The sequence below is a fragment of the Metabacillus dongyingensis genome (assembly GCF_019933155.2).
Lineage (GTDB): Bacteria > Bacillota > Bacilli > Bacillales > Bacillaceae > Bacillus_P > Bacillus_P dongyingensis.
Map to the genome: position 1 here is coordinate 1698084 of NZ_CP082944.1, position 24026 is coordinate 1722109.

The window sequence follows — 24026 nt, forward strand, 5'->3', positions numbered from 1 at the left end:
GAAATGGGGCAAAAAGAAGGAGACAAGGTTCTTCCAATTAATCTCTTCTAGGGAAGTGCAGAGAATCTGCTTTTGGATGGAAATTGCTAAAAAAAGCTCGGACTTATTTAGTCCAAGCTTTTTTTATATAACAAACTTTAATGAATTTTTTTCCTTTATAAACTGTATTGCGACTGCATTAAATTGCTCAGGCTGGTCGATATTGCAAACGTGGCCTGAATTTTCTATGTAAATAACTTTGACTTCTTTATGTGAAGCTGCAATTTCCTTAACGGCAGACAAAAATAAGTGGTCTTCATCACCCATCACAAAGAGTGTCGGAATCTCGTGGAAATCCTTCTGAAGCTCCTTTAAATATGGATTCACAAATCGTGTCAGTGAGAACCACTGAATAAATTCATTCTGGCACATTGTCTGTGCTTGAGAGATAAACATTGACCGTGCTTCTTTATGATTGGAGTAAGGCATGATGATCCAGGCAAAGAAAGCATACAGCCACATGTACGGCAATATCCGTTTCCCCAGGCTGCCGAGAATGAGCAAAAAACGGGTAAAAGCATTCAGCTTAGTGATGGCTCCTCCTAATAGCATAGAAGAAATCAGAGCAGGCCTAAGCCTCGCAGCTGACTGGATAACAATCGTTCCAAGAGAAATACCTGCAAAATGGGAAGAGCTGATATTGAGGTGATCGTGAACATCAATGACTTCCTGAGCAATCTCAGTGAAATCATCCCCTTTTTTCCACATTCCTTTTTGTGATTTGCCATGACCTCTCAGATCGATCAGCAAAATATTAAAATGAATTTTAAATTCGCGTATTTGTTTGTACCATATCGCAGAACTCCCGCCGGCTCCGTGGATAAACGTGACCCACGGCTTCTGCTCATGATTCCGAAGTGTCCGGTAATATAAAATGTTCTGCACCTGCAATCTTTCATTTAATTGGAACTTCCATCTTAATATGTTTAGAGAGTGAATGTGAAGCAGATTGCTAAATTGTAAGAAAAGCGACACATTTCGAAGTTGTTCAAAAAATTGGATAGCAGCCTAAAAAAATATGAGAAACGGTTGCGGGCTGAGGCCCAATTTGCTATACTAAGAGTAATTATTTTTGTTCGTAATATGATTAAAAAGGCATTCGTCTTGAAGAATATTATCTAGAGCAGGGATAGTAATACAATTGTGCGGATGACGCACGAGGAGGATACACACATGTTACAAGGTAAAGTTAAATGGTTTAACGCAGAAAAAGGTTTCGGTTTCATCGAAGCAGAAGGTCAAGAAGACGTATTCGTACATTTCTCTGCTATTCAAGGCGAAGGCTTCAAAAGCTTAGAAGAAGGCCAAGAAGTTACTTTCGAAATCGTTGAAGGCGCTCGTGGACCACAAGCTGCTAACGTTCAAAAGTAATTGAACGAAAGGACTCCCATGCCGGGAGTCTTTTTTTATGCATAAAAATTGGAGGTGGAAATATGCACGAATTGCCAAATTGCCCAAAGTGTCAATCCGCTTATACGTATGAAGACGGCAGTCTATTTGTCTGCCCGGAATGTGCTTATGAGTGGACAGCAGATGCGGAAACTGAAAGTATGGAAGATCAAAAGGTTGTTAAAGATGCAAACGGAAATATCTTAAATGATGGTGATTCTGTTACCGTCATCAAAGACCTCAAAGTAAAAGGAAGCTCATCGGTTATAAAAATAGGAACAAAAGTAAAGAGTATCCGTTTAGTGGATGGAGATCATGATATAGACTGCAAAATCGACGGTTTTGGTGCGATGCAGTTAAAATCTGAATTTGTTAAAAAGGTTTAAGTGCAGCATTGAAAAAGGACAAGAATGACTCTTGTCCTTTTTAAGTCTATTCAGATTCAGCATCCAGTACTTTCAGAGGCTTATCTGCAGGTCCCTCGATCACCTCTCCGCTGTAAGAAAACCTGGATCCATGGCATGGGCAGTCCCACGTACGGTCGCCGCTGTTCCATCCTACTTCGCAGCCTAAATGAGTGCATGTCATATCAACGAGATGGAGTACGCCATGTTCATCTTTATAAGCGCCGGCTTTTTTACCCTGAAACATGACCGCGCAGCCTTCATTTACTTTAAGATCTTCAGGTTTTTTGGATGGACGTTTGAGCTTGCCTGAGATTAAATGCTTGGCTACGTCCGCATTTTGTTTCAGAAACTCTTTTACACTCGGATCGGATTGGAAGCGGGATGGTGTAAAAAGATCAAGGTAGCGGGATTCTTTTTTCACGATCAAGTCCCTCAGCAGAATGGCAGCAAAGGTTCCGTTTGTCATGCCCCATTTATGAAAGCCTGTTGCAGTATAGATGTTTTTTTTGTTTGAAGTAAGATTTCCGATGTACGGCACCTTATCAAGAGTATATAAATCCTGTGCCGACCATCTATGTGTGATGTCATTTAAGCCGAAAACTTTTTCTCCGAATGATTCAAGGTTTTCATAAAGCTTATGCGTATCGTTTACCTGACCTGTTTTATGGCCCTCTCCTCCGATAATGACAAGCTCCTCTCCGCCGTTTGCTGCAGAACGAAGCGAGCGTTTTGGTTCGTCCACACTTAAATACATTCCACCTGGATAGGGCTTATCGGTCATAGCACTTAGTACATACGAGCGCTCTGCATACATTCTTGCAAAGTAAAATCCATTCCCATCATAAAAAGGAAAATGCGATGCTGCAATGACATGCTGACAGGTGATTTCAAATCCTTCATTCGTAATCAGCTTCGGTTCATCTTCTGTTCCTTTTATATCGATAATCGCTGTATTTTCAAAAATTTGAACACCAGTCTGTGACATTTCCTGAAGCAGGGTATGTAAGTATTTCAAAGGATGGAATTGGGCTTGATTTTTTACGATCAGCGCACCCTGGATCTCGATATCAATCGGAATGGTATCTGTATATTCATATGGAATGCCAAGAGTATCATAGGCTTCTTTTTCTTTTTGCAGTTTTTTTAGTGAGTCATCTGAAACGGCATAAAGAATTGCGTCTTCATCAGAGAACCCGCAGTCAATCTTCTTATCATCAACCATTTTGCGAATAAATTCGAGACCGCTTTTATTTGCTTCGTAATAATGTTTTGCTCCATCAGCGCCAAAGTGCTGAATAAGCTCATCATAAATAATATCATGCTGCACGGTTATTTTTGCAGTGGTATGGCCGGTTGTCCCGTTTAACACTACGTCTGAATCGACTAATGCTACTGAAAGTCCCTCTTTTGAAAGTAAATAGGCAGAAGTAATCCCGGTGATTCCTCCGCCAACAATCGCCACATCTACATTCACATGTTTTGAGAGCTTCGGAAAAGATGGCAGCTCGGCAGAATCTCTCCAGTAAGGCTCTGGAAATTTAGGCAGCTTTGAATTCTGATTCTTCAAATGGATCCCTCCTTTATTTAACAATTATCCTGTATTTATGAATAGTAAACTTTTTTAATAATCTCTGATGAAAGTTCCATTTTATGATTTCCATAAAATACAAATAAATGTATATAAAATAATTAATTGATAATTTTGACAGTCATCGGTTATACTTGTAGTAACTTAAAGAACGGAGGTGGATAAGAGATGATGAGTTTGAAAGTGTCGCACGGTAAAGAGTTGTCATACCTTTATTTATGTCGTGCAATTTTTCATGCAATTGTGATCAACGGGATACGTATGCCCTTTTTTACTAATTGCATAGGCACAATCAAACGTTAAGAAGATTCTCTTATCCATTCAATTAAAAGTGATGCGGAGAGCTTATTAGCTCTCCGTTTTTTTATGTCATCAATGTCTAGCTGCACCGCCTAGCTCCCCGGTCAGAAACGCTCCGCCAAAAAAGTCAAAACAGGACTTTGGCGGATCCTTATCTGCCATGTCTGCGCTGAGCAAGGCGGTTTCGCTTTTCGATAGACCAGGATAAGCAGGAAACTGTTTCTTTCTGGTCTTTTTTTAGTTTTAAGAATTACAGAGCTATGCGCATCGATGTCTAGCTCATGGCCCAACTCCTCGGCCAGAACAAATCTGTCTTCCGAGCTAAACGGGCAATTCCGCTTTTTAAATAAAAGGAGATGTTACTTATGACAATATGTTCAGTTCACCAATTAGCAAAATCATATGGAAGCCAGCTTATTTTTGAAAATTTATCCTTTGAAATAAATGAAAATGAAAAAATCGGATTTGTAGGACGAAACGGGACGGGAAAAACGACATTGTTTAAATGTCTGTCAGGAATCGAGCACCCTGACGCAGGAACGATTTCAATCAGAAAAGGGATGAAGGTCGGATATCTCGCCCAAATTCCGTTGTTCCCCGCCGGAACAACGGTTGAGGAGGTTCTGAGACAAGCTTTTGCCGAGTTAAATCTTTTATCGAACGAGCTTGCACAGCTTGAAATGGAGATGTCTGAAACAGAGGATCCTGATAAATTGGAAAAAACAATTGCACGATATGGCATTTGCCAGGAAACATATGAAAATCAGGGCGGATATGAGATGGATGCCAAAATCAGCGCCGTTGCAAACGGGCTTCAGCTGCAGCCCCTTCTGAAATCGGATTTTGACAAAATCAGCGGCGGAGAGAAAACAAAGGTGTCCCTTGGTCTGATGCTGCTTCAGGCACCCCAGATCCTTTTACTTGATGAGCCGACTAATCATCTTGATATAGCTGCTGTAGAGTGGCTTGAAGGCTTTTTAAAAGAATATAAAGGGACGGTTGTTGTCATTTCCCATGACCGGGCCTTTTTAGATGAAGTGGCTGCAAAAATCATCGACCTAGAAGATGGGGAGGTCACAGTATACCATCACAATTATTCAGGCTTCATTTCGGAAAAACAAAAGAGGCTGATGGCTGAATTTCAGGCTTATCAGGATCAGCAAAAGAAAGTGAAGAAAATGAGAGAAGCCATTAAAAGACTGAGAGAATGGGCTAATCAGGCAAATCCTCCAAATGAGGGACTGCACAAACGTGCACGGAATATGGAGCGTGCACTTGAGCGGATGGAGAAATTAAAAAAGCCTATTTTGAATCACAGGAAAATGGATCTCCATTTTGAAGGGTCTGACCGAAGCGGCAAAAAAGTCCTGACCTTTGAAAAAGTAACAAAAACCTTTGGAAGAAGACTGGTGTTTGAAAATGTCAGCATGCAGCTTTCCTATAAGGACAGGGCGGCAATAGTCGGAGAAAACGGTTCAGGCAAGTCAACGCTGCTGAAACTGGTCATGGGAGAGCATGAGCCTGATGATGCAGGTGTGCGGATTGGCAGCAGCGTGAAAATAGGCTACCTCTCCCAGCAGCTTATTCTCACAGATGCAGAAGTTTCGATCATCGATTATTTCAGGGAAGATTTGTCTGTCTCAGAGGACGATGCACGCCATATATTAGCAAAATTTTTATTTTACGGGTCTGCTGTCTTTAAAAAAATGAAAAACACAAGCGGGGGAGAAAGAATGAGAATCCAGCTGGCTAAGCTGATGCAGAAGGATCTTAATTTTCTCATTCTGGATGAACCGACCAATCATTTGGACATTGATTCAAGGGAAGTGCTTGAGGAAGCAATTGAACATTTTGACGGTACCATCCTCGCTGTTTCCCATGACAGGTATTTTCTGAACAAACTTTTCACAAAAACGTTTTGGATTTATGAAAAACGGCTTCATTCATTTGATGGTAACTACTCCTGGGCACGGGAAAAGATGAAGGGGCACTTGGCTGAAAAAGAGGTACCTTCAAGGGAAGTTCCAAAGCTTGCGGTGAAAAAATCAAACGATGTTTTACAGGCTCCAGGATCAGCAGAAATTGAAAGACAGATCGAACAGCATGAAAACGAATTATTCCGGCTTGAAGAACAGATGCTTTCGCTGACTGATCTTGCGCAGCTGATGGAGCTGAACAGACTGAAGGAAGAAAAAGAAAAGCAGATTGAATGGTTATATGAACAGCTTGAAGCGATCAGCTGAATAAAGAAAAGGTCCATTGCCTATCTGCAATGGACCTTTTCTTTATTTGAAATTTTCCACTTCATCAGGATTGTTGGCATGATTGTCTTTTAAAATGCCGTGCTCTTCAATATGGCGTCTCGCTTCCGCGTCTCCAAGCATGTAGATCATGGCATAAATCTTTCTCATTGAATCATCATAAGCTTTATTTTCGGCATCATGATGGTATTCGCGAAACGGAACCTGTGCGCGCTGAAACGTTTGAAAATCCGCAGCACTGTTTTCACTGTAATACGACTTCAATTCATTCAGTTCGGATGGATTTGCAAAAATTTTAAAGCTTGGACTGGATTCGACCGGGTATTCAAGGATTTCTCCGCTGGCAATATCGACAAAATAAGTTCGTTTTTCTTGTTCCATCTTAGTTCAACTCCTTTAGTGGCTTTAGTAAGCATTTACCACTAAAGAGAGAAAGCTAATCCTGAAATGACTAGAATTATGGTAAGTACTAGGGAGCATGAATATTTAGCATCTTGGTCAGAACCAATTCCCAAAAAGACCAACCCGGATGTTACTGTCGAATCATTTTCTGCCATGTCCCCACTGAGGGAGGCGCTTCCTTTTCTAACTAAGCATCACTTTATCAGAAAGAGATCCATTTCCTTTTATTTTCCCAAACTCATTTAAGAGAGCTGTTACGGTCAGTTTTTTCTTCTGCTCGCCTTCTGCTTCAAAGATAATGCGTCCGCTGTCCATCATGATCAGGCGATTGCCGAGATCAACTGCCTGCTGCATATTGTGAGTAATCATCAAGGTAGTCAGGCTGCCGTTTGTGACAAGTTTTTTAGTGAGCTGTGTAATCAGCTCAGCACGTGCCGGATCTAGAGCAGCTGTATGTTCATCCAAGAGAAGAATATCGGGATTTGTAAACGTCGCCATCAGCAGGGAGAGGGCCTGCCTTTCTCCGCCAGACAGCAAACCTACTTTTGCGGTCAGTCTGTCTTCAAGCCGCAGGCCAAGTGATGCAAGCTGTTCTTTAAAGTATTCTCTTCGTTTGGAGGTAACACCGGGTCTGAGTGATCTTTTTTTCACGCGAGAATAAGCAATGGCCAAGTTTTCTTCAATGGTCAAAGCTGGAGAAGTCCCGGCCATAGGATCCTGAAAAACACGTCCAATGTACTTCGCGCGTTTATGCTCGCGGACGAAGCTGACGGTTTTTCCGTTTATGTCTACATCGCCTTCATCCGGAAAGATTCTCCCGGAAATGACGTTTAAAAGAGTCGATTTTCCAGCACCGTTGCTGCCGATGACAGTAACAAAGTCTCCTTTTTGCAGAGAAAGAGAAAGGCCGTTTAAAGCCTTTTTTTCATCTGGTGATCCCTCATTAAACACTTTTTCAATCTGTTTTAATTCAAGCAATTTTGACACCACTCTTTCTCAAGCCGCCTTTTTTCCGCTTCCGCTTGGCAAGCACCTGCGGAACGACAAGCGCTGCAATGACGATACATGCGGTGATCATTTTCATGTCTCCCGTTTCAAGGAAATCGGCTCTTAGGGCGAGTGCAATAATCATCCTGTACACAATCGCACCAATAATGACCGCTAGTGTTGCCCGGATAATGGTTTTCGTTCCAACAAGGGCTTCACCGATAATCACGGATGCAAGACCGATAATGATCATTCCGATTCCCATGCCGACATCGCTGAATCCGGAATACTGAGCAATAAATGCTCCTGAAAAAGCTACAAGAGCGTTTGACAGACCAAGACCAATAATCTTCATCATGTCGGTATTAGCTGAAAAACTTGCGATCATCTTTTCGTTATCGCCGACTGCACGAATGGCGATGCCGACTTCTGTTTTCAGGAAATAATCCAAGACTAACTTGATAAATGAAATAAGGATCAGCATTGCAATAAGAATGGACCATGTTTTAGGAATAAAGTTTTCAAGACCGACAGAAAGAAAGAATGATTGCATGAAAGAGTCAATACCAAGCTGGTTCCAGCCATCAAGCAAGGCAGTAAAGACTGTGCTTTCTTGAAGAAGAGGGACGTTTGACTGTCCCATGATCCGCAGATTGATTGAATACAGGGCAATCATCATTAAAATACCGGAAAGCAGCGGGTTAATGTTTCCTTTCGTGTGAAGGATGCCCGTCAGACACCCCGCTGCAAACCCTGCAAGCAGGGCTGCGAGCGTAGCGATAAATGGATTAATGCCGTTTACGATCATTGCTGCACATATGGCAGCTCCGGTTACAAAGCTGCCGTCCACAGTTAAATCGGGAAAATCTAAAATTCGAAATGAAAGATAAACACCGAGCGCCATAATAGCGTAAATCAGTCCGGATTCGACGGACGAGAAAAGAGCAGTAAACATGATAAGACCTCCTTAGTCGATAATTTCTGCATCTTCCCATTCTTCTTTAATTTCAACATTCATCGCTTCAGCAGCTTTTTTGCTGATCTGAAGTTTCAGCTTCTGCGGGTATTCCACAGGTATTTCGCTTGCTTTCTTATTGCCGGCTAAAATATCGGCAGCTTTTAATCCCGCTTCATAGCCAATGTCGTTGTAGTCAAAGCCATAAGCTGCAAATCCTCCGCGCGCCACTGAATCAAGCTCTCCTACAAATAGAGGGATATCTTCGTCGCCTGCTACAGAGATAACCGATTCCAGTGCAGAAACGACGGTGTTATCCGTTATGATATAGAAAGCATCCACTTTTCCGACAAGTGCTTCAGCAGCTTGTTTGACTTCCGCGGAAGTTGAGACAGATGACTCCACGATTTCTAAATCAGTACCTTTAATCGCTTTTTCAACAAGATCTATTTGGGCAGCTGAATTTTGTTCTCCTGAATTGTATATCATCCCAATTTTATTGCCTTCAACATTTTCATCAATAAATTTGACCGTACTTGGAACTGCATCCGGATGAGTATCGGTTGTGCCTGTGATATTTGCTCCAGGCTCTTCAAAGCTTTTAACAAGTCCTGCTCCAATAGGATCTGTTACGGATGTAAAGACAATCGGTATATCCTTTGTTGCATTCAGAGCACTTAAAGCACTCGGTGTTGAGTTGGCGAAAATAAGGTCAACGTCATCTCCGACAAAATTGCTTGCGATCGTCTGGCTGTTGTTTTGATCGCCGCCAGCAATTTGAACATCATATTCAACCTTCAGTCCTTTTTCATCAAGCGCTTTTTTAAATCCTTCAAGTGCAGCATCGAGTGAAGGGTGCTCTACAATTTGAGTAACCCCGACTTGATAGGTCTTTTCACTTCCAGCACTTCCCGCTGTATCTTTACTGCCGCAGCCTGCTGCAAGAATCATTCCTGAGATTGCGGCACTCATGCCAAGCTTTGTTTTCCAGTTCATTGTAATACCCCCATTTTTTATTCTACTTTTACGCTTTTATGCTTTTATTCATTAAATTATAACTCATGTTTCGTTTTCTTCAATCATTATTTTCAGATTTAACTGAAATTTCTGCTCTTTTTAGGTCATTGGCAGTATTTTTCGCTTAAGATTCTCCTAATAACTCACAAATTTATAACAAAACAATGAAAACTATATTACAAAATGATTATATGAAACATTCGTCCTAAGACAATATGTATACTTATTTGCAACAGATTGGATTAGGTGGCCGGTATATGAACATTAATGACAGAGCATTAGTCAATCTATCAAGGTTATATTCAAAACTATTAGGTTATTTGCTTGTCAAACGGGATGCGGATGGGAATGTGAACTATCAAATCAGCGAGCTCTCTGAAGAACTAGGCGTTTCAAAGCGATCTGCCATTCAGAAGCTCGATCAGCTCGAGCAGTTCGGGGCTATTCAGTCGAAGAAGAGCGGGGTATGCAGAATTATCAGCACCCGCATTGAAAAAACGCCGATCTGTCTTTGCTATCAGGCGCTTGCTGCCCTAAAAAAAAGTCCGTCGCTTGCCGGCAATCCTGCGAAGCTTGCGGATGAAATGAATGTGAGAGAAAAAGATGCGGAGATGATTCTGCAGCTGTTATCCAAATAGACGGATGAGAAACCTCGGGGTAACCGGGGTTTTTTTGCTGTTTGGAGAAAATTATTATCATGGAAGGAATAAGGAATAGTTTTACCCTTTCTAAAAATTTGGAGCCCAATACAAGTAATCATTTCAAGGGAAAAAAAGAAGCAAATGAGATGAATTAAGACACTCATTTGCTTCCTTTTTTTTCATTTTGATTATAGCTAAGAATATGTAAACAAAATTCAAGATCTGATTGAAGATGATTTTTCATCAGGCTCTCGGCTTCTTGCCCGTCTCTTGATTTTATTGCTTCATAAATTTCTTCGTGTTCATCAATTAAACGAGGGCGGCTGTAAAGAACCACTGTCTTGCGGAATAGATAAATAATTGACTGCATTCTGTTGATGGTATCAATCATCATAGAGTTACCAGTGGAATGAACGATAATTTCATGAAAGCGTTCATTAGCAGACATGATTTCATCAGTCGTTCCTTCTCTTCCAATATTAATGCATTCAGATAGGGATATTAAGTCTTCCTCAGGCAAATATGTTGCAGCAGACCGGGCAGAAAACCCTTCTAAAAGAATGCGAACCTGGAATAAATCACGCAAATCCTTCTCAGTAGGCTGGACAACCTTTTTATTTACAATGAGACCCTCATATCCCAGCTGGCGAAGAGATTCTCTGATAGGAGTACGGCTGTAGCCTAGTTCAGCTGCGAGCTTTTCTTCTACAATTTTCGTTCCTCCCGGAATATCCCCATTTAAAATCCTGTCACGAATCACTTCATATGTTTGATGGTAAGCAGGCCGAGATTTTCCTTTGTTTTTACTCATAGCTTTCACTCCTAATTCAAAAACCAATTATCAATTATAGTAACAAAAAATGATGAATAAATGTATAAGCTAAACAATTTAATCAATAATGAATACAAAAATTAAAAAAATGTATACAAAATTAATGTAATGGTATACAATCGCATTATAGGAAATATGAAAGCGTATTCAGATTTTAGATTTACAAACCTATCAAAATAAGTGATTAGCAGATTAGGAGGAAATAGGATGTTGAAAAAAATCGGTTTCATCGGGTTGGGCATTATGGGAAAACCAATGGCATTAAATCTATTATCAAAGGGGTATTCAGTCACAGTTAACGATATTAACAAGGATGCGGTGCAAGCATTAGTAAAGTCAGGTGCCATTGGGGCTGAATCTCCAAAAAAAATGAGTGAAAGCTGTGAAATCATCATTACAATGCTTCCTGCTTCACAGCATGTACAGCAAGTGATTTTGGGAGAAAATGGTGTTTTGAGCGGAGCGAACTCAGGTACTGTGATTATAGATATGAGTTCCATTTCACCTGTAATATCAAAAGAGCTTGCAGAGGCAGCAGCTGAAAAAGGTGTTGAAATGCTGGATGCCCCAGTAAGCGGAGGAGAACCTAAAGCAATAGATGGAACTTTAGCCATTATGGCTGGCGGTAAGGAAGAGATTTTTGAAAAGGTAAAGGATGTTCTATATGCAATGGGCTCTGAAGTGACATTAGTAGGCGGAAATGGAAGCGGAACCACGGCGAAATTAGCTAATCAAGTTATCGTTAATTTAAATATTGCAGCCATGTCTGAAGCTTTGGTGCTTGCGGCAAAAGCAGGTATTGACGTTGAAAGAATGTATCAGGCAATCAGAGGCGGACTTGCCGGAAGTGCTGTCCTTGATGCTAAAGTTCCACTAATCCTGAAACGGAATTTTGCAGCTGGAGGAAGAATTGACATCAACTTGAAAGATATGACAAATGTGATGGAGACAGCTCATCAAATTGGTGTACCAATGCCGCTGTCCAGTCAATTATTAGAAATATTTCACACTTTGAAGGTCGATGGAAAAGCAGCTGAAGACCACGGGGGCATTGTTCAATATTTTGAAAAACTCGCAAATGTCGAAGTAAGGGGGTAATAAAATGAGCATGAGAATAAGTAAAGCGGTATTTCAAAGAATTCCGAAAGTAAATGAAAGCACTGTTTCTAAAATGCTTGATGCACGGCTTTTGGAGCTGAATAAAAAAATTATCGTTTTGGATGATGATCCTACTGGAGTTCAGACTGTTCACGGTGTTTCGGTCTACACAGACTGGTCAATGGAAAGCATAGAAAAGGGATTTAAAGAAACAAATTCTATATTTTTTCTTTTAACAAATTCAAGAGGTTTTACAGCAGAAGAAACGGAGAGGGCTCATAAAGAGATAGCCTTAAATATCCTGGCAGCTGCAAAGAAACATAATCAGGAATATATGATTGTCAGCCGCGGTGACTCAACTCTTAGGGGGCATTATCCATTAGAAACAAAGGTATTGAAGGACACGACTGAAGCCGCCTCTGCCTCGCGTTTTGACGGAGAAGTGATTATCCCCTTCTTTAAGGAAGGCGGCCGCTTCACAATCGGCAATGTTCACTATGTTCAGGACAACGAGGAGCTGATTCCAGCTGGAGAAACTGAATTCGCCAAGGACAGGACATTTGGATATACCCATTCACATTTAGGCAAGTGGGCTGAGGAAAAATCAAATGGAGATTTCAAGGCTGAATCGGCTGTCTATATTTCTTTGGAAAGCTTAAGGGCACTTGATATTGAAACCATCAAAAACCAGCTGCTTTCAGTTCAGGATTTTAACAAGGTTATTGTGAATGCAGTCGATTATGTCGATGTGAAAATATTTTCCATAGCATTAATTGATGCAATTAGAGCAGGGAAAAACTTTATGTTCCGAAGTGCTGCAGCCTTTACTAAAGTTATTGGCGGCATAAAGGATAAAGGGCTTCTATCAAAAGAAGACCTTATTATAGAAGAGTCAGGTAATGGGGGATTAATTATTATTGGTTCCCATGTGCAAAAAACAACTGACCAGCTTGCTGAACTGAGAAAGGCAGAGTCTATCAAGTTTATAGAATTTGACTGTCATCTTGTATTAGATCCAGAAAAGTTCCGTTCAGAAATCAGCAGAGTCATAGAGACATGTGAAAACCTTCTGAATTCAGGAGAAACTGTGGCTGTTTATACAAGAAGAGAACGGCTTGATCTTGGGGAAGAAAGAAAGGAAGAAGAGTTAAAGCTTTCTGTTAAAATCTCGGAAGCCGTGACAAGTATCGTCAAACAATTAAAGATTAGACCTAACTACCTTATAGCCAAAGGCGGTATAACATCAAGCGATGTAGGCACCAATGGCCTTGAAGTAAAAAGAGCTGTGGTAGCCGGCCAAATTCAGCCTGGAATTCCCGTCTGGAAGACTGGGAATGAAAGTAAATTTCCAGGAATGCCATATATCGTGTTTCCGGGAAACGTAGGCAGCAAAACTTCATTAAGGGAAGTTGTTGAACTGTTGAACTAGGATGTATTTTGAACGTACTTTCTGACCTCAGGTGTTTACATGCCATAGGTCAGACAAAGAATGAAAACGGTTACTTCTATAAAAACATTGAGCTTAAAGGGGGATTAACAATGGATTCTGTATTTGGTTTAAGTCATAATGCAAGCTTACTATTATATGCGATTATCGCAATTGCAGGATTAATTTTTTTAATAGCCAAATTTAAAGTCAACCCGTTCATTGCACTTATTGTCTCAGCAGTGTTTATGGGGCTTATATCAGGAATGAAGCTTCCCGAAATATTAAAAGCATTTGAAGCCGGTGTCGGCAGTACATTAGGATTTATCGCGATTGTGATAGGACTTGGGACAATGCTTGGTAAAATGCTTGCCGAGTCAGGCGGTGCTGAAAGGATCGCACGGACTCTCATTCAAATTTTCGGTGAAAAAAATGTCCACTGGGCGATGATGGTTGTGGCTGTTATCTGCGGGATTCCTGTCTTCTTCCAGGTCGGGGTCGTCTTATTAATTCCGCTTGTTTTTGTAATAGCCAAGCATACAGGAACCTCTTTGCTTAAAATAGGTCTCTCACTAGTAGCGGGACTAGCGGTAGTCCACAGTCTTGTACCTCCGCATCCTGCAGCAATGCTTGCTGTCGGCATCTTTGGGGCTGATATTGGAAAAACAATCTTGCTGTCATTGGTTGTTGCTCTTCCTGCAGCTGCAGTTGCCGGTCCTTTGTACGGTTCATGGATTTCCAAAAGAGTAAAGGTTGAACCTACTGGAGAATTAGCTGATCAATTAACAAAATCTAAAAATAAAGAACTTCCAAAATTCGGGATTACTCTATTTACCATTTTACTTCCTGTTATTCTAATGCTTATATCTACAGTAGCCGGTTTGACTTTGCCTGAAACAAGTTTGCTTAGATACTGGGTTGAATTTATCGGCAGTCCAGTCATCGCATTGCTGATTGCGCTTGTATTTGCATTCTATTCATTTGGATTTGCACGCGGATATAATAAAGAACAAATTCTGCATTTTACGAATGATTGTCTTGGACCTGTCGCGTCAATCGTCCTTCTCATCGGAGCAGGGGGCGGATTTAATAAAATCCTTGTTACAAGCGGTGTAGGTGATGCCATAGCAGAATTTGCATCTGGCGCAAGCCTTTCTCCAATCTTCTTAGCCTTTGCAATTGCTGGATTGATCCGCGCTGCGGTCGGATCTGCAACAGTTGCTATGACAACAGCAGCGGGAATTGTTGCTCCAATTGCTTTGGTAACTCCAGGCGTCAGCCCGGAACTATTAGTACTGGCAGTAGGAGCAGGATCGATTATGCTTTCTCATGTAAATGATTCAGGATTTTGGCTGATTAAGGAATTCTTTAACATGTCAGTACCAGACACTCTAAAAACGTGGACTGTCATGGAAACAATCTTATCCTTCTCGGCATTTGCTATGGTTTTACTGCTTGATTTGTTTATTTAATATGATCCATCTCTATTTTAATAATAGCCCTTGCCGATACAATTAACGTATCGGCAAGGGTTTTTTATTGAGGTGAACTTGCTGATGAGTTCTTCAACTAAAATGAATGTGTTGCGGTAAAAGAAAATTCGAACTAACAATGAAAGAAAATAAGTAAAAAAAGTAACGTTCAGTACCTTGCATTAATCACTACTGTATTATATTATTAGTACATGGAATTAAATGACATAAACACGGTGTCTAACTACTATACTATATTCAGTACTAAGCACAGAAGAGGTGAACAAGATTGAATGTGCAATTTAAAAAAGGGGTGCTAGAGATTTGTGTGCTGATTCTTATTTCCAAGAAGGATCGGTACGGTTATGAGCTTGCACAAAGCATATCGAGCAAGATTGAGGTGGCGGAAGGGACGCTTTATCCACTTCTGAGAAGGCTGACGAAAGAAGAATATTTAACAACGTACCTTGCCGAATCAAAAGAAGGACCACCCAGGAAGTATTATTCATTGACGGAAAAAGGGAGAAAAAACATGAATATGCTCGTTGAAGAGTGGAAGCAGTTTTCATTTTCAGTTAATCAATTTATTGAGGAGGGCACAGGGGATGAGGAACAATGAATTTTTATCAACACTGGATTCTCTGCTGAGCAGAGTACCGGAAAAAGAAAGGCATGAAATGCTTTATGACTACCAGGAGCATTTCGAGATTGGCGCAAGCGATGGGAAAAGCGAAAAGGAATTAGCAGGAGAGCTCGGCGATCCGAATGTGATTGCAAGGGAACTGCTTGCGGACTACTTTATCAGCAAGGCAGAATCAGATCAAACGGCGACCAACATGTTTCGGGCTATTTTTGCAGCGGTCAGTTTAAGCTTTTTTAACATTATTTTTATTGCAGGTCCTGTTGCAGCGCTTCTTGGAACGTATCTGGCACTTTGTGCGGTGGCCATTTTACTTACCCTATCACCATTTGGCATTATGGCTTCATCGTTCATGGGATTTAGCATCGAAAACTTTGCATTCAATTTTTTCTTCTCGCTGACTTTAGTCAGCCTTGGTCTCTTAATGAGCATCGGAATGATATACGTAGGAAAATATTTTTACCATTTAATTCTGAGGTACATTAAATTCAATTTAAAAGTGATTAAAGGAGACAGGGCAGTATGAAAAAATTGGTTTATGGCTTGCTTTTATTGCTTGCTGCAGGGATAGCGGGCACAGTTGCAACAGCGGGAGCGTCTGGGGGATTTTCTTTTAACACAAAAGAAGTGTTTGATGAAAAGATCATTGCAAATAAGGATATTAAAAACATTGAGATTGATTTAACTTCAGCAGATCTTACTCTTCACCAAACTTCTGATGAGGATATTAAGGTGGAACTGAATGGAAAAGCAAACAAGAAATACAGCGACCGCTTTCAATTAGATATAGATGAAAACGGCAAAACACTTGATATTAGTCTATCAGGGGAAGACAGAATCGAATTTAACTTCGGCATCAATATTGTGGATACGAATGTTGATGTTTACTTGCCGGAACGGGTTTTTGACAGGATCAATGCGAAAACGTCCTCGGGTGATATAGAAGCTTCTGGTATTAAGTCAAAGGAAATCATTCTGAATTCGCAATCCGGGGATGTTGGAATGGACAGTTCAGCTTCTGAAGGAAAAACGGTTCTTAAAACTTCCAGCGGAGAAATTCAGTTACTCTCTAATTCAGCAGCTGCTTTAGATTTGAAATCGGAAAGCGGTGACTTAATGATTCGGGATCAGAAGGCAAAAGAGACAGTTCTTTATACATCTTCAGGAGATATAAATGTTGTAAATGCAGCTGGTTCTGTAAAAGCAGATTCTTCATCGGGAGACATTCACATCGAAAACAAGAAACTGAGAGGAAACATTGATGCCGAGGCTTCAAGTGGAGAAATTACCATTGAATTGGATGAGAAGCCAGATTCCCTTTCGGTCGATTTTAAAGGAGGCTCTGGCGAAGGAACAGTTGATTTAGATGGCTTGAGCTATGAGGAAAAATCGGAAGATGAGATACTGGGGAAAATCGGTTCAGGGAAATATACGATAAAAGCACGGACCAGCTCTGGAGATTTTCAGCTGAGGTAAAATAAAAGCCATCACTATTTAACAGGTGATGGCTTTTTCTTTATTCTTCATATTAGCTTGTTCTCGGCTACACTTTCCCTCAGCAGGTCCGGAGCAGTCAAGTATAGCAGACCATTGCCTTCCTGCGTTTTAGGATTGCCGTGCGGAATTGTCCGCTTGATCAATTGCGCATATACTTCTGCTTCCGTAAATTTTCGGTTAAATTCCTTTTGTTCAAGCTGTTTGATTAAGGCAATCGCGCCTGCCGCATGTGGTGTTGACATAGAGGTTCCGGTGAATGCTGCATATTCACCTCCGGGAATAGTCGAGACGATTTTTTCTCCAGGCGCTACAAGATCAACTTCATTATTAGAGTTTGAGAATGGCGAGGAAATTTTCCCGAAGCCTACTGATCCTACCGAGATGACCTCATTGTAGGAACCGGGATAAGAAAACTCAGATGTTCTGCTGTCATCATCGCCTTCGTTGCCAGCAGCGCAAACAACTGCGATTTGTTTGGAAACCGCCTTTTTGATAGCCTTTCGCATTTCAGAATGATCTGAAGGACCTCCAAGCGACATGGAAATCACATCAACTTTTTGTTCAATCGCATACAAGATGCCGTTTGTAATCCAAGCATATTCTCCGCTTCCGGAGTCTCCGGCAAGCACTTTTACAACAAGAATTTTTGCCTGAGGCGCAACTCCCACATACCTCGCCGCCGCAATGGTGCCCGATACGTGCGTGCCATGGCCGTGATAGTCAGTAAGACTGTCAGGATTTCCATTATCGTCCGTCGTGAAATTTCGCCCGCCGGCAATATTTGCGCGCAGGTCAGGATGATTCACATCACAGCCTGTATCTAACACAGCTATTGTAATTCCTTTCCCTCTTATCCCCTGTTCCCAGAGCTTTGGAGCACGAATCATTTCCACTCCTTCAGAATTTGTTTTTACATTTTTCACGATAGGTCCGTATTTATGGGGAAGCAGTTTAACTTGTCCTTTCACTTTACCGTCTCCTTTATTTGTAATGATTAAGGTATATGATAAAAAGTGAGGATCAATGCTAAAGAATGCGAAATTCAAGAGAACTATTCAGTTTCGTGAAATTTCCATATAATGTAACTTAAGAAGATAGAAGTGGTGGCTTATGAATTCAGAAAAAAATAGATGAAATGGAAACAAAAATGATGCAATTGCAGCAAGAAGTAAGTGAACTTAGAGCCGAGCTGACTCGGAGAAAAGGTGAAGAAATAGACTGTGTTTAATCGTAGTGTTGTAGAAAAGAAGGTATCGGATTTATGAAATTCAAAGATTAAAGCGCCTCGTTACTGTGTATTACATGAATACTCCATACAAATCTAATTTAATAATCATTCTTATCGGCAATGAACGAGGTTGAGTGCCTCTTGGACGTCCAAAAGGTACTCAACCTCGTATTGTTACCATAACCAGAGATTATCGGTGGTTAGCGGATCGTAATTTAGGCTGCGAATAAGCTTCCCATAAGGACCGTAGAACATATACTTTATCAAAGCTTTATGAAATGGATAATCACAGGGCTTTACAAACGAAGGGAAGATGTGAAAATGTATAATAACGTAAACGCACCATTTACTCTTGGAGAGAATATTCCTCACTCACCTGCTTTTTCTCACGGATATGTAGCTCCTGCTTATGGATACGCAGCTCCAGTTTGTGAATATAGAGATCACCGTCATGGATGTCATGATTTCGCGATTATAGTAGTGTTGTTTATTTTACTAATCATTATTGGCGCATGTACTTTCTGTCGCTGACCTAATCACGGGCATCCGCCTTCAAAAACTCCAGTACTCATACTGGAGTTTTTATTCATTAGTTAAGCAAAAAAAGCCGTCTTGATGGATCGCAATGTAGTTTACGTAATGAAAGTTATAAGAAGAAAAGCCCTGTATTTTGTTGGTATTTTGGTTTCAAGATTTTTTTATAAAACAAAATGATGAGTATCTTGAGCAGGAACATAGATTCCTGCGTTTTTTTCTTATAAAAATAGGAGGCAGTGCATTCGACTTAGGAGGGAGATGGAGAAAAGATAGTAAAATACTAAAAAGGAAAGTATTGATTGATTCCGGCAGTAAAAGAACTATTTCGGCAGGTAATTGTCGGGTTTTGGAAAGTAAAACAGGCTCTACCCTGAATCTGGGGTGTGATCGTAACTGAATCTGCCGCCATACCTTTTTAATTGCCTTTTGCCAGCTGCCTTTGGCCATTTATAAAAGAAATCGATCAATAAAAAATAGTAAATGGGTTCTCACTCAAGATCTCAAGCAGCCAATTCGCGGAAATCCTGTTTCAATTCGCAAAATTGCCTTTTCAATTTGCATAAATGGGGTTTCAATTAGCAAAATGCAGATTTTTATCGGCAGGTTTACGTTTAAAAATGAGGATAATTATTTGCCGGCCGTCTTCATTTGGCATACATTGCAAGATATGTGAATCAGGATGCAGCCTCCATCAGAACAGCCGGAGTCGTGACATACTTAAAACGATCTTCAAGTCGAAGATCGTTTTAACATAAAAAATCTTAATATTATGCCAAAATGTAGTACCCTCACAAGTGCACCTTTTTATAATATTAAAAAAGAGTTCGATGACAAAATGGAGATCATCACCGTTTATTTAATTATCGGAGAATTGATTAGTACATCAATTTATGCGGTGGCAGATATTCGACCTTGGTATTTCTTTTCTGCATTGTGCATTGCCTGGTTACCTTATTTATGGGTTTAGAAGAAATTTCCAATAAAATAAACAGATAAAAGCACAAAACCAAGAAATGAACCCAAAAACTGTGACAATTGTAGTTTCGGACCACCCATATTTTAAGCCAAAGTGATAGTGAATTGGTGTCATTTTGAAAATACGCTTATGAGTAAGTTTAAATGACGAAACTTGTAAAATAACCGAAAGTTGTTCAGCAAAATATATAAAGAACAAAATGGGAATTAAAATTTCAACTTTCTCAAGAACAGCAAGAAATGAAAGCGATCCCCCTATAGCTAGTGATCCCGTATCTCCCATAAAAGCTTTGGCTGGATATATATTATAAATGAGAAAGCCGAGTAAACATCCAATCATAATTAAACAAAAAATTTGCACCTCTGATCTTTCTGAAACCATAAAAAAGAAAAAGTATGTAGGGATTGCAACAACTCCTAAAAGACCGTCTAATCCATCCGTGAAATTTATGGCATTTGCAGAACCTACGACAAATAAGGTGATGACAATGACATATAACACCATTGGGAGATCCAAGGTAATATTTTTATTAATAGCAATGCTGGTGTCTACGCCTAGTTCGTTGATCACGTAAAAAAGCAAAGTACCAGTAAAAATAAATTGAAAAATAAGTTTGGTCTTACCAGATACCCCTCCTGGATCTTGACGAGAAGCTTTCCAAAAATCATCCAAAAAGCCAACAAAACTAAAAAGAATGTAGGTAATTGACAAGAAATACATTAATGGAGTAGGTGAAAAAAGAATTGATACTATAATTCCTACAAAAAGAATAATTCCAAACATTAACGGAGTGCCATTTTTTAACTGATGATCTGAAGGAAGTTCTTTTCTTATCGGTTGAATGAGCCTAAGTTTTCTCAAAACAGTAATTAATAGTGGAGATAAAATTGAAACAGCTACAAAAGCAATTAACGCTGGGATTATTTGATCTCTCAATTCTCATTTACTCCTTTTCTCTTTACTATCTATAATAAGTTCTATAAAACTCATTCATTTCCTCTATCCCATACAATCCAATATTTTGGGTTACCTTCATAGGAAGCGGTAAAAGTAATTATTTATCGTTGTATACGATTGATTGAGTTTTAGAAAAGGAGTGATTTTATGGATTCAAGAGTCCCCATACCAGTTCAAAACATTCTACATGAATATATTTCCTTATTTCATGAGCGGATTCCCAATACTCTTGAAGGCTTATATTTACACGGTTCTATCGCCCTTAACGCTTTTATTAATGGCACTAGCGATATTGATTTCGTTGCCATAATAAACCGTCTTTTGACTGTAGCAGAGATAAAAATATTATCTAAAATCCATCAAGAATTAGAAGATAAGTACAAAAAGACAGTATTGGACGGATGCTACCTTCTGTGGGAGGACATGGGCAATATGAAAGCTGAAACAAAAAAACGGTTATATGCAAACGATGGAAAGGTAGATTGGGGTAATCATGTTACTAATCCGATTACTTGGTGGATTCTGAAAGACAAGGGAATAAACGTCATTGGTCCCGAGATAAACTCATTTCACTTTGATGTTGATGAAAGTGTTTTGGCTGCCTACGTACTCAATAATATGAACACCTATTGGTTAAAACGAATGAATAGAAATAAAAAATTCAGAAGAATAGCACATCTATTGCCAAACAAAATTGTGGAATGGGAATTACAATGGTCTATTACTGGAATGTTGCGCCAATTCTATACGCTTAGAGAACATGAAGTCATTTCAAAAGTTGATGCGGGTAAATTTGCAATCAATTATATGCCAGAAAGATGGCATAACATTATTAAAGAAGCGATAAGTATTCGAGAAGGTTTAAGCTTACGTTATTGTGATTCTAAGAAGCAACGGGTTAATGACATGATACTATGTATGAACTACATTCTTAATTATTGTAATATTATGTATAAAAATCAGGGTTAATAGAGAACTACTTATTACTATGTAAAAGTTTATTCAAGAAAAGGGCGCTTTAATTGAATAAAAGAAGGCACATATTATACATGACTAATATGTGCTCTTCTTTTATTATTAAGGCTTTTTACAATTTAGGTCCTTATAAATTGACCGGCCTTTTTTTAAAGAGCGTTCAGATATTTGTCTGAACGCTTTCCCATTATTGCTTTTCATCGTCATACTGCATATACACTGCGTGTGTTACAGTAAAGTCTTCGATTCCATGTTTACCGTCCGCTCCGCCGAGTCCTGATTTGCGGAGACCTGCGTGATAGCCTTGAATGGCCTCGAAATTTTCACGGTTGATGAAGGTTTCGCCGAATTTCAGTTCATTGGCTGCTCTCATTGCTTCATGCACGTTGTCAGTATAGATGGAAGAGGATAGTCCATAATCTGAATCGTTAGCGAGTTCAATCGCTTCATCGAGTGTTTTAAAAGTAAGGATTGGAAGAACAGGTCCGAAAATTTCGTCCTGGATGATTTCTGAATCCTGCTGTACATTTGTTATAACAGTTGGTTCGTAGAAGAAACCGCTGCTCATCTCGGCTCTCTTGCCGCCAGTTAAGACTTTCGCTCCGTTTTGAACGGCATTCTGCACCATTTCATGAACAATATCCAAACGGTCCTGACTAACGAGCGGGCCCATTTCAGCATCTTTATCATTAGGCATGCCAAGCTTCGTTTCTTTCATTGACTGAGTCATTTTTTCAATGAATTCTATTGCGATATCTTCGTGGACGTATACTCTCTCAGCATTTGTGCAGGCCTGTCCGGAATTTGTGATGCGTGATGTTTTTATGCATTTTACAGCTGTATCTAGATTAGCATTTTTAGTTACAATAGCCGGCGCTTTACCGCCAAGCTCAAGATTGACTTTTGTCATGTTTTTAGCCGCAGCTTCCATTACTTTCGTTCCGGCTTTCACATTGCCTGTCATTGTAATGATGCTGACCTTTGGATGAGCTGCCATCACCGTTCCGATGGTTGATCCTTTTCCGGTAATGAAATTATAGACGCCTGCAGGAATGTCATTCATTTCATCAACAATCTTAGTGAATTCAGCTGCAGTATTTGGCGTTTGCTGACTCGGTTTTAAGACGATTGAACAGCCGGTAATCAGCGCTGTAGCCACTTTTCTTGCCAAAATAAACACAGGGAAGTTCCATGGGACAATTCCAGCTGCGACTCCGATTGGCTTTCTGAACATCAGGATGTTTTCATTCGGACGGTCACTCGGTATAATTTCTCCCTCAATCCGCCGTGCCCATTCGGACATATAATAGAAGTAGTCGATTGCGGTATCAACTTCTCCGCTTGCTTGCTCATATGGCTTGCCTTGTTCCTCGCTGAGCAATTCAATGAACGTTTCTCGTCTTTCTTTCAGCTTATCGCCAAGCTCGCGGACTATTTTACCTCTTTCTGCAGATGAGACTTTTTCCCATTTTTTCTGCGCTTCATAGGCCGCTTCAATGGCTTTGTTTGCATCCTCTTCTGTTCCTGCGGGTATTCTGGATATCACATGTTCTGTTGCAGGGTTGATTACATCGATTGTGTCCTCAGAAGCAGAGTCTATATATTCACCGTTAATGTACAATTTATGCTGCTGCATAGTGAGCCTCCTTTTAAGATTGTACTGAACGTTTTCCACTCTCTATTGAGCCTCAAACATCAAGGCCAATTTCTATCTGTTCTAAAAAATCGGACAATCTTTTCTTTTGAAACTTTTTTGGACAAGTTTCGTAGTACAATAGAAGCAGACTTCCTTTTTTGGAAAATATTTAACGAGGTGATATCATGTCAATTTCTTTATCAAAAGGACAGCGTATTGATCTGACAAAAACAAACCCGGGCCTTACGAAAGTCATTATCGGTCTTGGCTGGGATACGAATAAGTATTCAGGCGGGAAGGATTTTGATCTGGATGCTTCTGCTTTTCTGGCTGATGGAAGCGGCAAGGTTCAGAACGATTTAGAATTTGTTTTTTACAACAACTTAAAAAGTCCAAATGGCGCTGTTGAACATACTGGAGATAACCGAACGGGAGAAGGGGATGGCGATGATGAGCAAATGACCATTGACTTCTCACTGCTGCCGGACCATGTAGAAAAAATAGGGATTACTGTAACGATTCATGATGCGGATGGCCGCCATCAAAACTTTGGCCAAGTTTCCAATGCATTTGTTCGTGTTGTAAATGCCGATAACTCTGAAGAAGTGCTCCGTTATGATTTGGGTGAAGATTTTTCAGTTGAAACAGCAGTAGTTGTCTGTGAATTATACAAGCATGGTCAAGACTGGAAATTCAACGCAATCGGCAGCGGCTTTTCAGGCGGCCTTGCTGCACTTTGCAAAAATTACGGATTAGACGTTTAAGA

24 protein-coding genes are annotated in these 24026 nt (G+C 40.2%); 14 read left to right on the forward strand and 10 right to left on the reverse strand.

The genetic code is table 11. The annotated features are described in order from the left end of the window. Window positions 1–123: 123 nt before the first annotated feature. A complete protein-coding gene (locus tag K8L98_RS08380) occupies window positions 124–924 on the reverse strand; it encodes an alpha/beta fold hydrolase (protein ID WP_338037024.1) in 801 nt (266 codons plus the stop codon). A gap of 288 nt (window positions 925–1212) precedes the next feature. Between K8L98_RS08380 and K8L98_RS08385 the strand changes: the two genes are divergently transcribed. Beyond that, window positions 1213–1410: a cold-shock protein gene (locus tag K8L98_RS08385; protein ID WP_029281940.1), complete on the forward strand. Its 198-nt coding sequence runs from the start codon at window positions 1213–1215 to the stop codon at window positions 1408–1410. A 62-nt stretch (window positions 1411–1472) separates the two neighbouring features. Then, on the forward strand, window positions 1473–1814 hold the full coding sequence (locus K8L98_RS08390) for a zinc ribbon domain-containing protein YjdM (protein ID WP_223441168.1): 342 nt from the start codon (window positions 1473–1475) through the stop codon (window positions 1812–1814). A gap of 46 nt (window positions 1815–1860) precedes the next feature. Here K8L98_RS08390 and K8L98_RS08395 read toward each other — a convergent pair whose 3' ends face one another. Beyond that, window positions 1861–3402: an FAD-dependent oxidoreductase gene (locus K8L98_RS08395; RefSeq protein ID WP_223441169.1), complete on the reverse strand. Its 1542-nt coding sequence runs from the start codon at window positions 3400–3402 to the stop codon at window positions 1861–1863. A 189-nt stretch (window positions 3403–3591) separates the two neighbouring features. Here K8L98_RS08395 and K8L98_RS26680 point away from each other — a divergent pair, with 189 nt between their 5' ends. Together K8L98_RS26680 and abc-f are read left to right on the forward strand one after the other, a co-directional pair. Beyond that, entirely contained in the window at window positions 3592–3726 is a 135-nt protein-coding gene (locus tag K8L98_RS26680) for an RAxF-45 family protein (protein ID WP_420828836.1), read from the forward strand. 362 nt (window positions 3727–4088) lie between these two features. Then, on the forward strand, window positions 4089–5966 hold the full coding sequence (gene abc-f / locus K8L98_RS08400; RefSeq protein ID WP_223441171.1) for a ribosomal protection-like ABC-F family protein: 1878 nt from the start codon (window positions 4089–4091) through the stop codon (window positions 5964–5966). 42 nt (window positions 5967–6008) lie between these two features. Here abc-f and K8L98_RS08405 read toward each other — a convergent pair whose 3' ends face one another. The 4 genes from K8L98_RS08405 to K8L98_RS08420 form a co-directional block, all read right to left on the reverse strand. After that, window positions 6009–6365 carry a hydrolase gene (locus K8L98_RS08405; protein ID WP_223441172.1) on the reverse strand — a complete coding sequence of 119 codons (357 nt, stop codon included), beginning with the start codon at window positions 6363–6365 and terminating at the stop codon, window positions 6009–6011. A 204-nt stretch (window positions 6366–6569) separates the two neighbouring features. Next, on the reverse strand, window positions 6570–7364 hold the full coding sequence (locus K8L98_RS08410) for an ABC transporter ATP-binding protein (protein WP_223443275.1): 795 nt from the start codon (window positions 7362–7364) through the stop codon (window positions 6570–6572). Next, complete coding sequence (locus tag K8L98_RS08415; protein WP_223441174.1) at window positions 7357–8328, reverse strand: ABC transporter permease; 972 nt, start codon at window positions 8326–8328, stop codon at window positions 7357–7359. The genes K8L98_RS08410 and K8L98_RS08415 overlap by 8 nt, the downstream gene beginning before the upstream one ends. A 12-nt stretch (window positions 8329–8340) precedes the next feature. Then, a complete protein-coding gene (locus K8L98_RS08420) occupies window positions 8341–9324 on the reverse strand; it encodes an ABC transporter substrate-binding protein (RefSeq protein ID WP_223441176.1) in 984 nt (327 codons plus the stop codon). Between the two features lie 278 nt (window positions 9325–9602). On the opposite strand from K8L98_RS08420, the gene K8L98_RS08425 reads away from it, so the two are divergent. Beyond that, a complete protein-coding gene (locus tag K8L98_RS08425) occupies window positions 9603–9983 on the forward strand; it encodes an HTH domain-containing protein (RefSeq protein ID WP_223441178.1) in 381 nt (126 codons plus the stop codon). A gap of 163 nt (window positions 9984–10146) precedes the next feature. Here K8L98_RS08425 and K8L98_RS08430 read toward each other — a convergent pair whose 3' ends face one another. Next, a complete protein-coding gene (locus K8L98_RS08430; protein WP_223441181.1) occupies window positions 10147–10797 on the reverse strand; it encodes a GntR family transcriptional regulator in 651 nt (216 codons plus the stop codon). 228 nt (window positions 10798–11025) lie between these two features. Here K8L98_RS08430 and garR point away from each other — a divergent pair, with 228 nt between their 5' ends. The 6 genes from garR (at window position 11026) to K8L98_RS08460 (ending at window position 16930) form a co-directional block, all read left to right on the forward strand. Next, window positions 11026–11916 (forward strand): 2-hydroxy-3-oxopropionate reductase, encoded by an 891-nt coding sequence (gene garR / locus K8L98_RS08435; protein ID WP_223441184.1) that lies wholly within the window; start codon window positions 11026–11028, stop codon window positions 11914–11916. Between the two features lie 10 nt (window positions 11917–11926). Continuing rightward, window positions 11927–13345 (forward strand): four-carbon acid sugar kinase family protein, encoded by a 1419-nt coding sequence (locus K8L98_RS08440; RefSeq protein WP_420828862.1) that lies wholly within the window; start codon window positions 11927–11929, stop codon window positions 13343–13345. A gap of 110 nt (window positions 13346–13455) precedes the next feature. Beyond that, window positions 13456–14814: a GntP family permease gene (locus K8L98_RS08445; RefSeq protein WP_223441190.1), complete on the forward strand. Its 1359-nt coding sequence runs from the start codon at window positions 13456–13458 to the stop codon at window positions 14812–14814. A 289-nt stretch (window positions 14815–15103) separates the two neighbouring features. Further along, entirely contained in the window at window positions 15104–15433 is a 330-nt protein-coding gene (locus K8L98_RS08450; protein ID WP_223441193.1) for a PadR family transcriptional regulator, read from the forward strand. Further along, entirely contained in the window at window positions 15420–15980 is a 561-nt protein-coding gene (locus K8L98_RS08455) for an HAAS signaling domain-containing protein (protein WP_223441196.1), read from the forward strand. The genes K8L98_RS08450 and K8L98_RS08455 overlap by 14 nt, the downstream gene beginning before the upstream one ends. Then, window positions 15977–16930 (forward strand): DUF4097 family beta strand repeat-containing protein, encoded by a 954-nt coding sequence (locus tag K8L98_RS08460; protein ID WP_223441202.1) that lies wholly within the window; start codon window positions 15977–15979, stop codon window positions 16928–16930. Before K8L98_RS08455 ends, K8L98_RS08460 begins: the two co-directional genes overlap by 4 nt. A 47-nt stretch (window positions 16931–16977) precedes the next feature. On the opposite strand, the gene K8L98_RS08465 is transcribed toward K8L98_RS08460, so the two are convergent. Then, on the reverse strand, window positions 16978–17919 hold the full coding sequence (locus K8L98_RS08465; RefSeq protein WP_223441206.1) for a S8 family peptidase: 942 nt from the start codon (window positions 17917–17919) through the stop codon (window positions 16978–16980). Between the two features lie 581 nt (window positions 17920–18500). Here K8L98_RS08465 and K8L98_RS08470 point away from each other — a divergent pair. Then, window positions 18501–18710 (forward strand): YjcZ family sporulation protein, encoded by a 210-nt coding sequence (locus tag K8L98_RS08470; protein WP_223441209.1) that lies wholly within the window; start codon window positions 18501–18503, stop codon window positions 18708–18710. 961 nt (window positions 18711–19671) lie between these two features. On the opposite strand, the gene mraY is transcribed toward K8L98_RS08470, so the two are convergent. Then, window positions 19672–20628, reverse strand: a complete 957-nt coding sequence (mraY, locus tag K8L98_RS08475; protein WP_223441213.1) for a phospho-N-acetylmuramoyl-pentapeptide-transferase — start codon at window positions 20626–20628, stop codon at window positions 19672–19674. A gap of 168 nt (window positions 20629–20796) precedes the next feature. Between mraY and K8L98_RS08480 the strand changes: the two genes are divergently transcribed. Further along, window positions 20797–21618, forward strand: coding sequence for an aminoglycoside adenylyltransferase domain-containing protein (locus K8L98_RS08480; protein WP_223441215.1), 822 nt, complete (start codon window positions 20797–20799; stop codon window positions 21616–21618). Window positions 21619–21811: 193 nt separating this feature from the next. On the opposite strand, the gene aldA is transcribed toward K8L98_RS08480, so the two are convergent. Further along, window positions 21812–23260 carry an aldehyde dehydrogenase gene (gene aldA, locus K8L98_RS08485; protein ID WP_223441218.1) on the reverse strand — a complete coding sequence of 483 codons (1449 nt, stop codon included), beginning with the start codon at window positions 23258–23260 and terminating at the stop codon, window positions 21812–21814. Between the two features lie 185 nt (window positions 23261–23445). Here aldA and K8L98_RS08490 point away from each other — a divergent pair, with 185 nt between their 5' ends. After that, window positions 23446–24024: a TerD family protein gene (locus tag K8L98_RS08490; protein ID WP_223441220.1), complete on the forward strand. Its 579-nt coding sequence runs from the start codon at window positions 23446–23448 to the stop codon at window positions 24022–24024. Window positions 24025–24026: the final 2 nt, after the last annotated feature.

What these genes read in the sequence shown, in the direction of transcription:
- K8L98_RS08385 (WP_029281940.1), top strand. Translation starts at nt 1,213, where the DNA reads ATGTTACAAGGTAAAGTTAAATGGTTTAACGCAGAAAAAGGTTTCGGT.
- K8L98_RS08390 (WP_223441168.1), top strand. Translation starts at nt 1,473, where the DNA reads ATGCACGAATTGCCAAATTGCCCAAAGTGTCAATCCGCTTATACGTAT.
- K8L98_RS26680 (WP_420828836.1), top strand. Translation starts at nt 3,592, where the DNA reads ATGATGAGTTTGAAAGTGTCGCACGGTAAAGAGTTGTCATACCTTTAT.
- abc-f (WP_223441171.1), top strand. Translation starts at nt 4,089, where the DNA reads ATGACAATATGTTCAGTTCACCAATTAGCAAAATCATATGGAAGCCAG.
- K8L98_RS08405 (WP_223441172.1), bottom strand. Translation starts at nt 6,365, where the DNA reads ATGGAACAAGAAAAACGAACTTATTTTGTCGATATTGCCAGCGGAGAA.
- K8L98_RS08415 (WP_223441174.1), bottom strand. Translation starts at nt 8,328, where the DNA reads ATGTTTACTGCTCTTTTCTCGTCCGTCGAATCCGGACTGATTTACGCT.
- K8L98_RS08420 (WP_223441176.1), bottom strand. Translation starts at nt 9,324, where the DNA reads ATGAACTGGAAAACAAAGCTTGGCATGAGTGCCGCAATCTCAGGAATG.
- K8L98_RS08425 (WP_223441178.1), top strand. Translation starts at nt 9,603, where the DNA reads ATGAACATTAATGACAGAGCATTAGTCAATCTATCAAGGTTATATTCA.
- K8L98_RS08430 (WP_223441181.1), bottom strand. Translation starts at nt 10,797, where the DNA reads ATGAGTAAAAACAAAGGAAAATCTCGGCCTGCTTACCATCAAACATAT.
- garR (WP_223441184.1), top strand. Translation starts at nt 11,026, where the DNA reads ATGTTGAAAAAAATCGGTTTCATCGGGTTGGGCATTATGGGAAAACCA.
- K8L98_RS08440 (WP_420828862.1), top strand. Translation starts at nt 11,927, where the DNA reads ATGAGAATAAGTAAAGCGGTATTTCAAAGAATTCCGAAAGTAAATGAA.
- K8L98_RS08445 (WP_223441190.1), top strand. Translation starts at nt 13,456, where the DNA reads ATGGATTCTGTATTTGGTTTAAGTCATAATGCAAGCTTACTATTATAT.
- K8L98_RS08455 (WP_223441196.1), top strand. Translation starts at nt 15,420, where the DNA reads ATGAGGAACAATGAATTTTTATCAACACTGGATTCTCTGCTGAGCAGA.
- K8L98_RS08460 (WP_223441202.1), top strand. Translation starts at nt 15,977, where the DNA reads ATGAAAAAATTGGTTTATGGCTTGCTTTTATTGCTTGCTGCAGGGATA.
- K8L98_RS08470 (WP_223441209.1), top strand. Translation starts at nt 18,501, where the DNA reads ATGTATAATAACGTAAACGCACCATTTACTCTTGGAGAGAATATTCCT.
- K8L98_RS08480 (WP_223441215.1), top strand. Translation starts at nt 20,797, where the DNA reads ATGGATTCAAGAGTCCCCATACCAGTTCAAAACATTCTACATGAATAT.
- aldA (WP_223441218.1), bottom strand. Translation starts at nt 23,260, where the DNA reads ATGCAGCAGCATAAATTGTACATTAACGGTGAATATATAGACTCTGCT.
- K8L98_RS08490 (WP_223441220.1), top strand. Translation starts at nt 23,446, where the DNA reads ATGTCAATTTCTTTATCAAAAGGACAGCGTATTGATCTGACAAAAACA.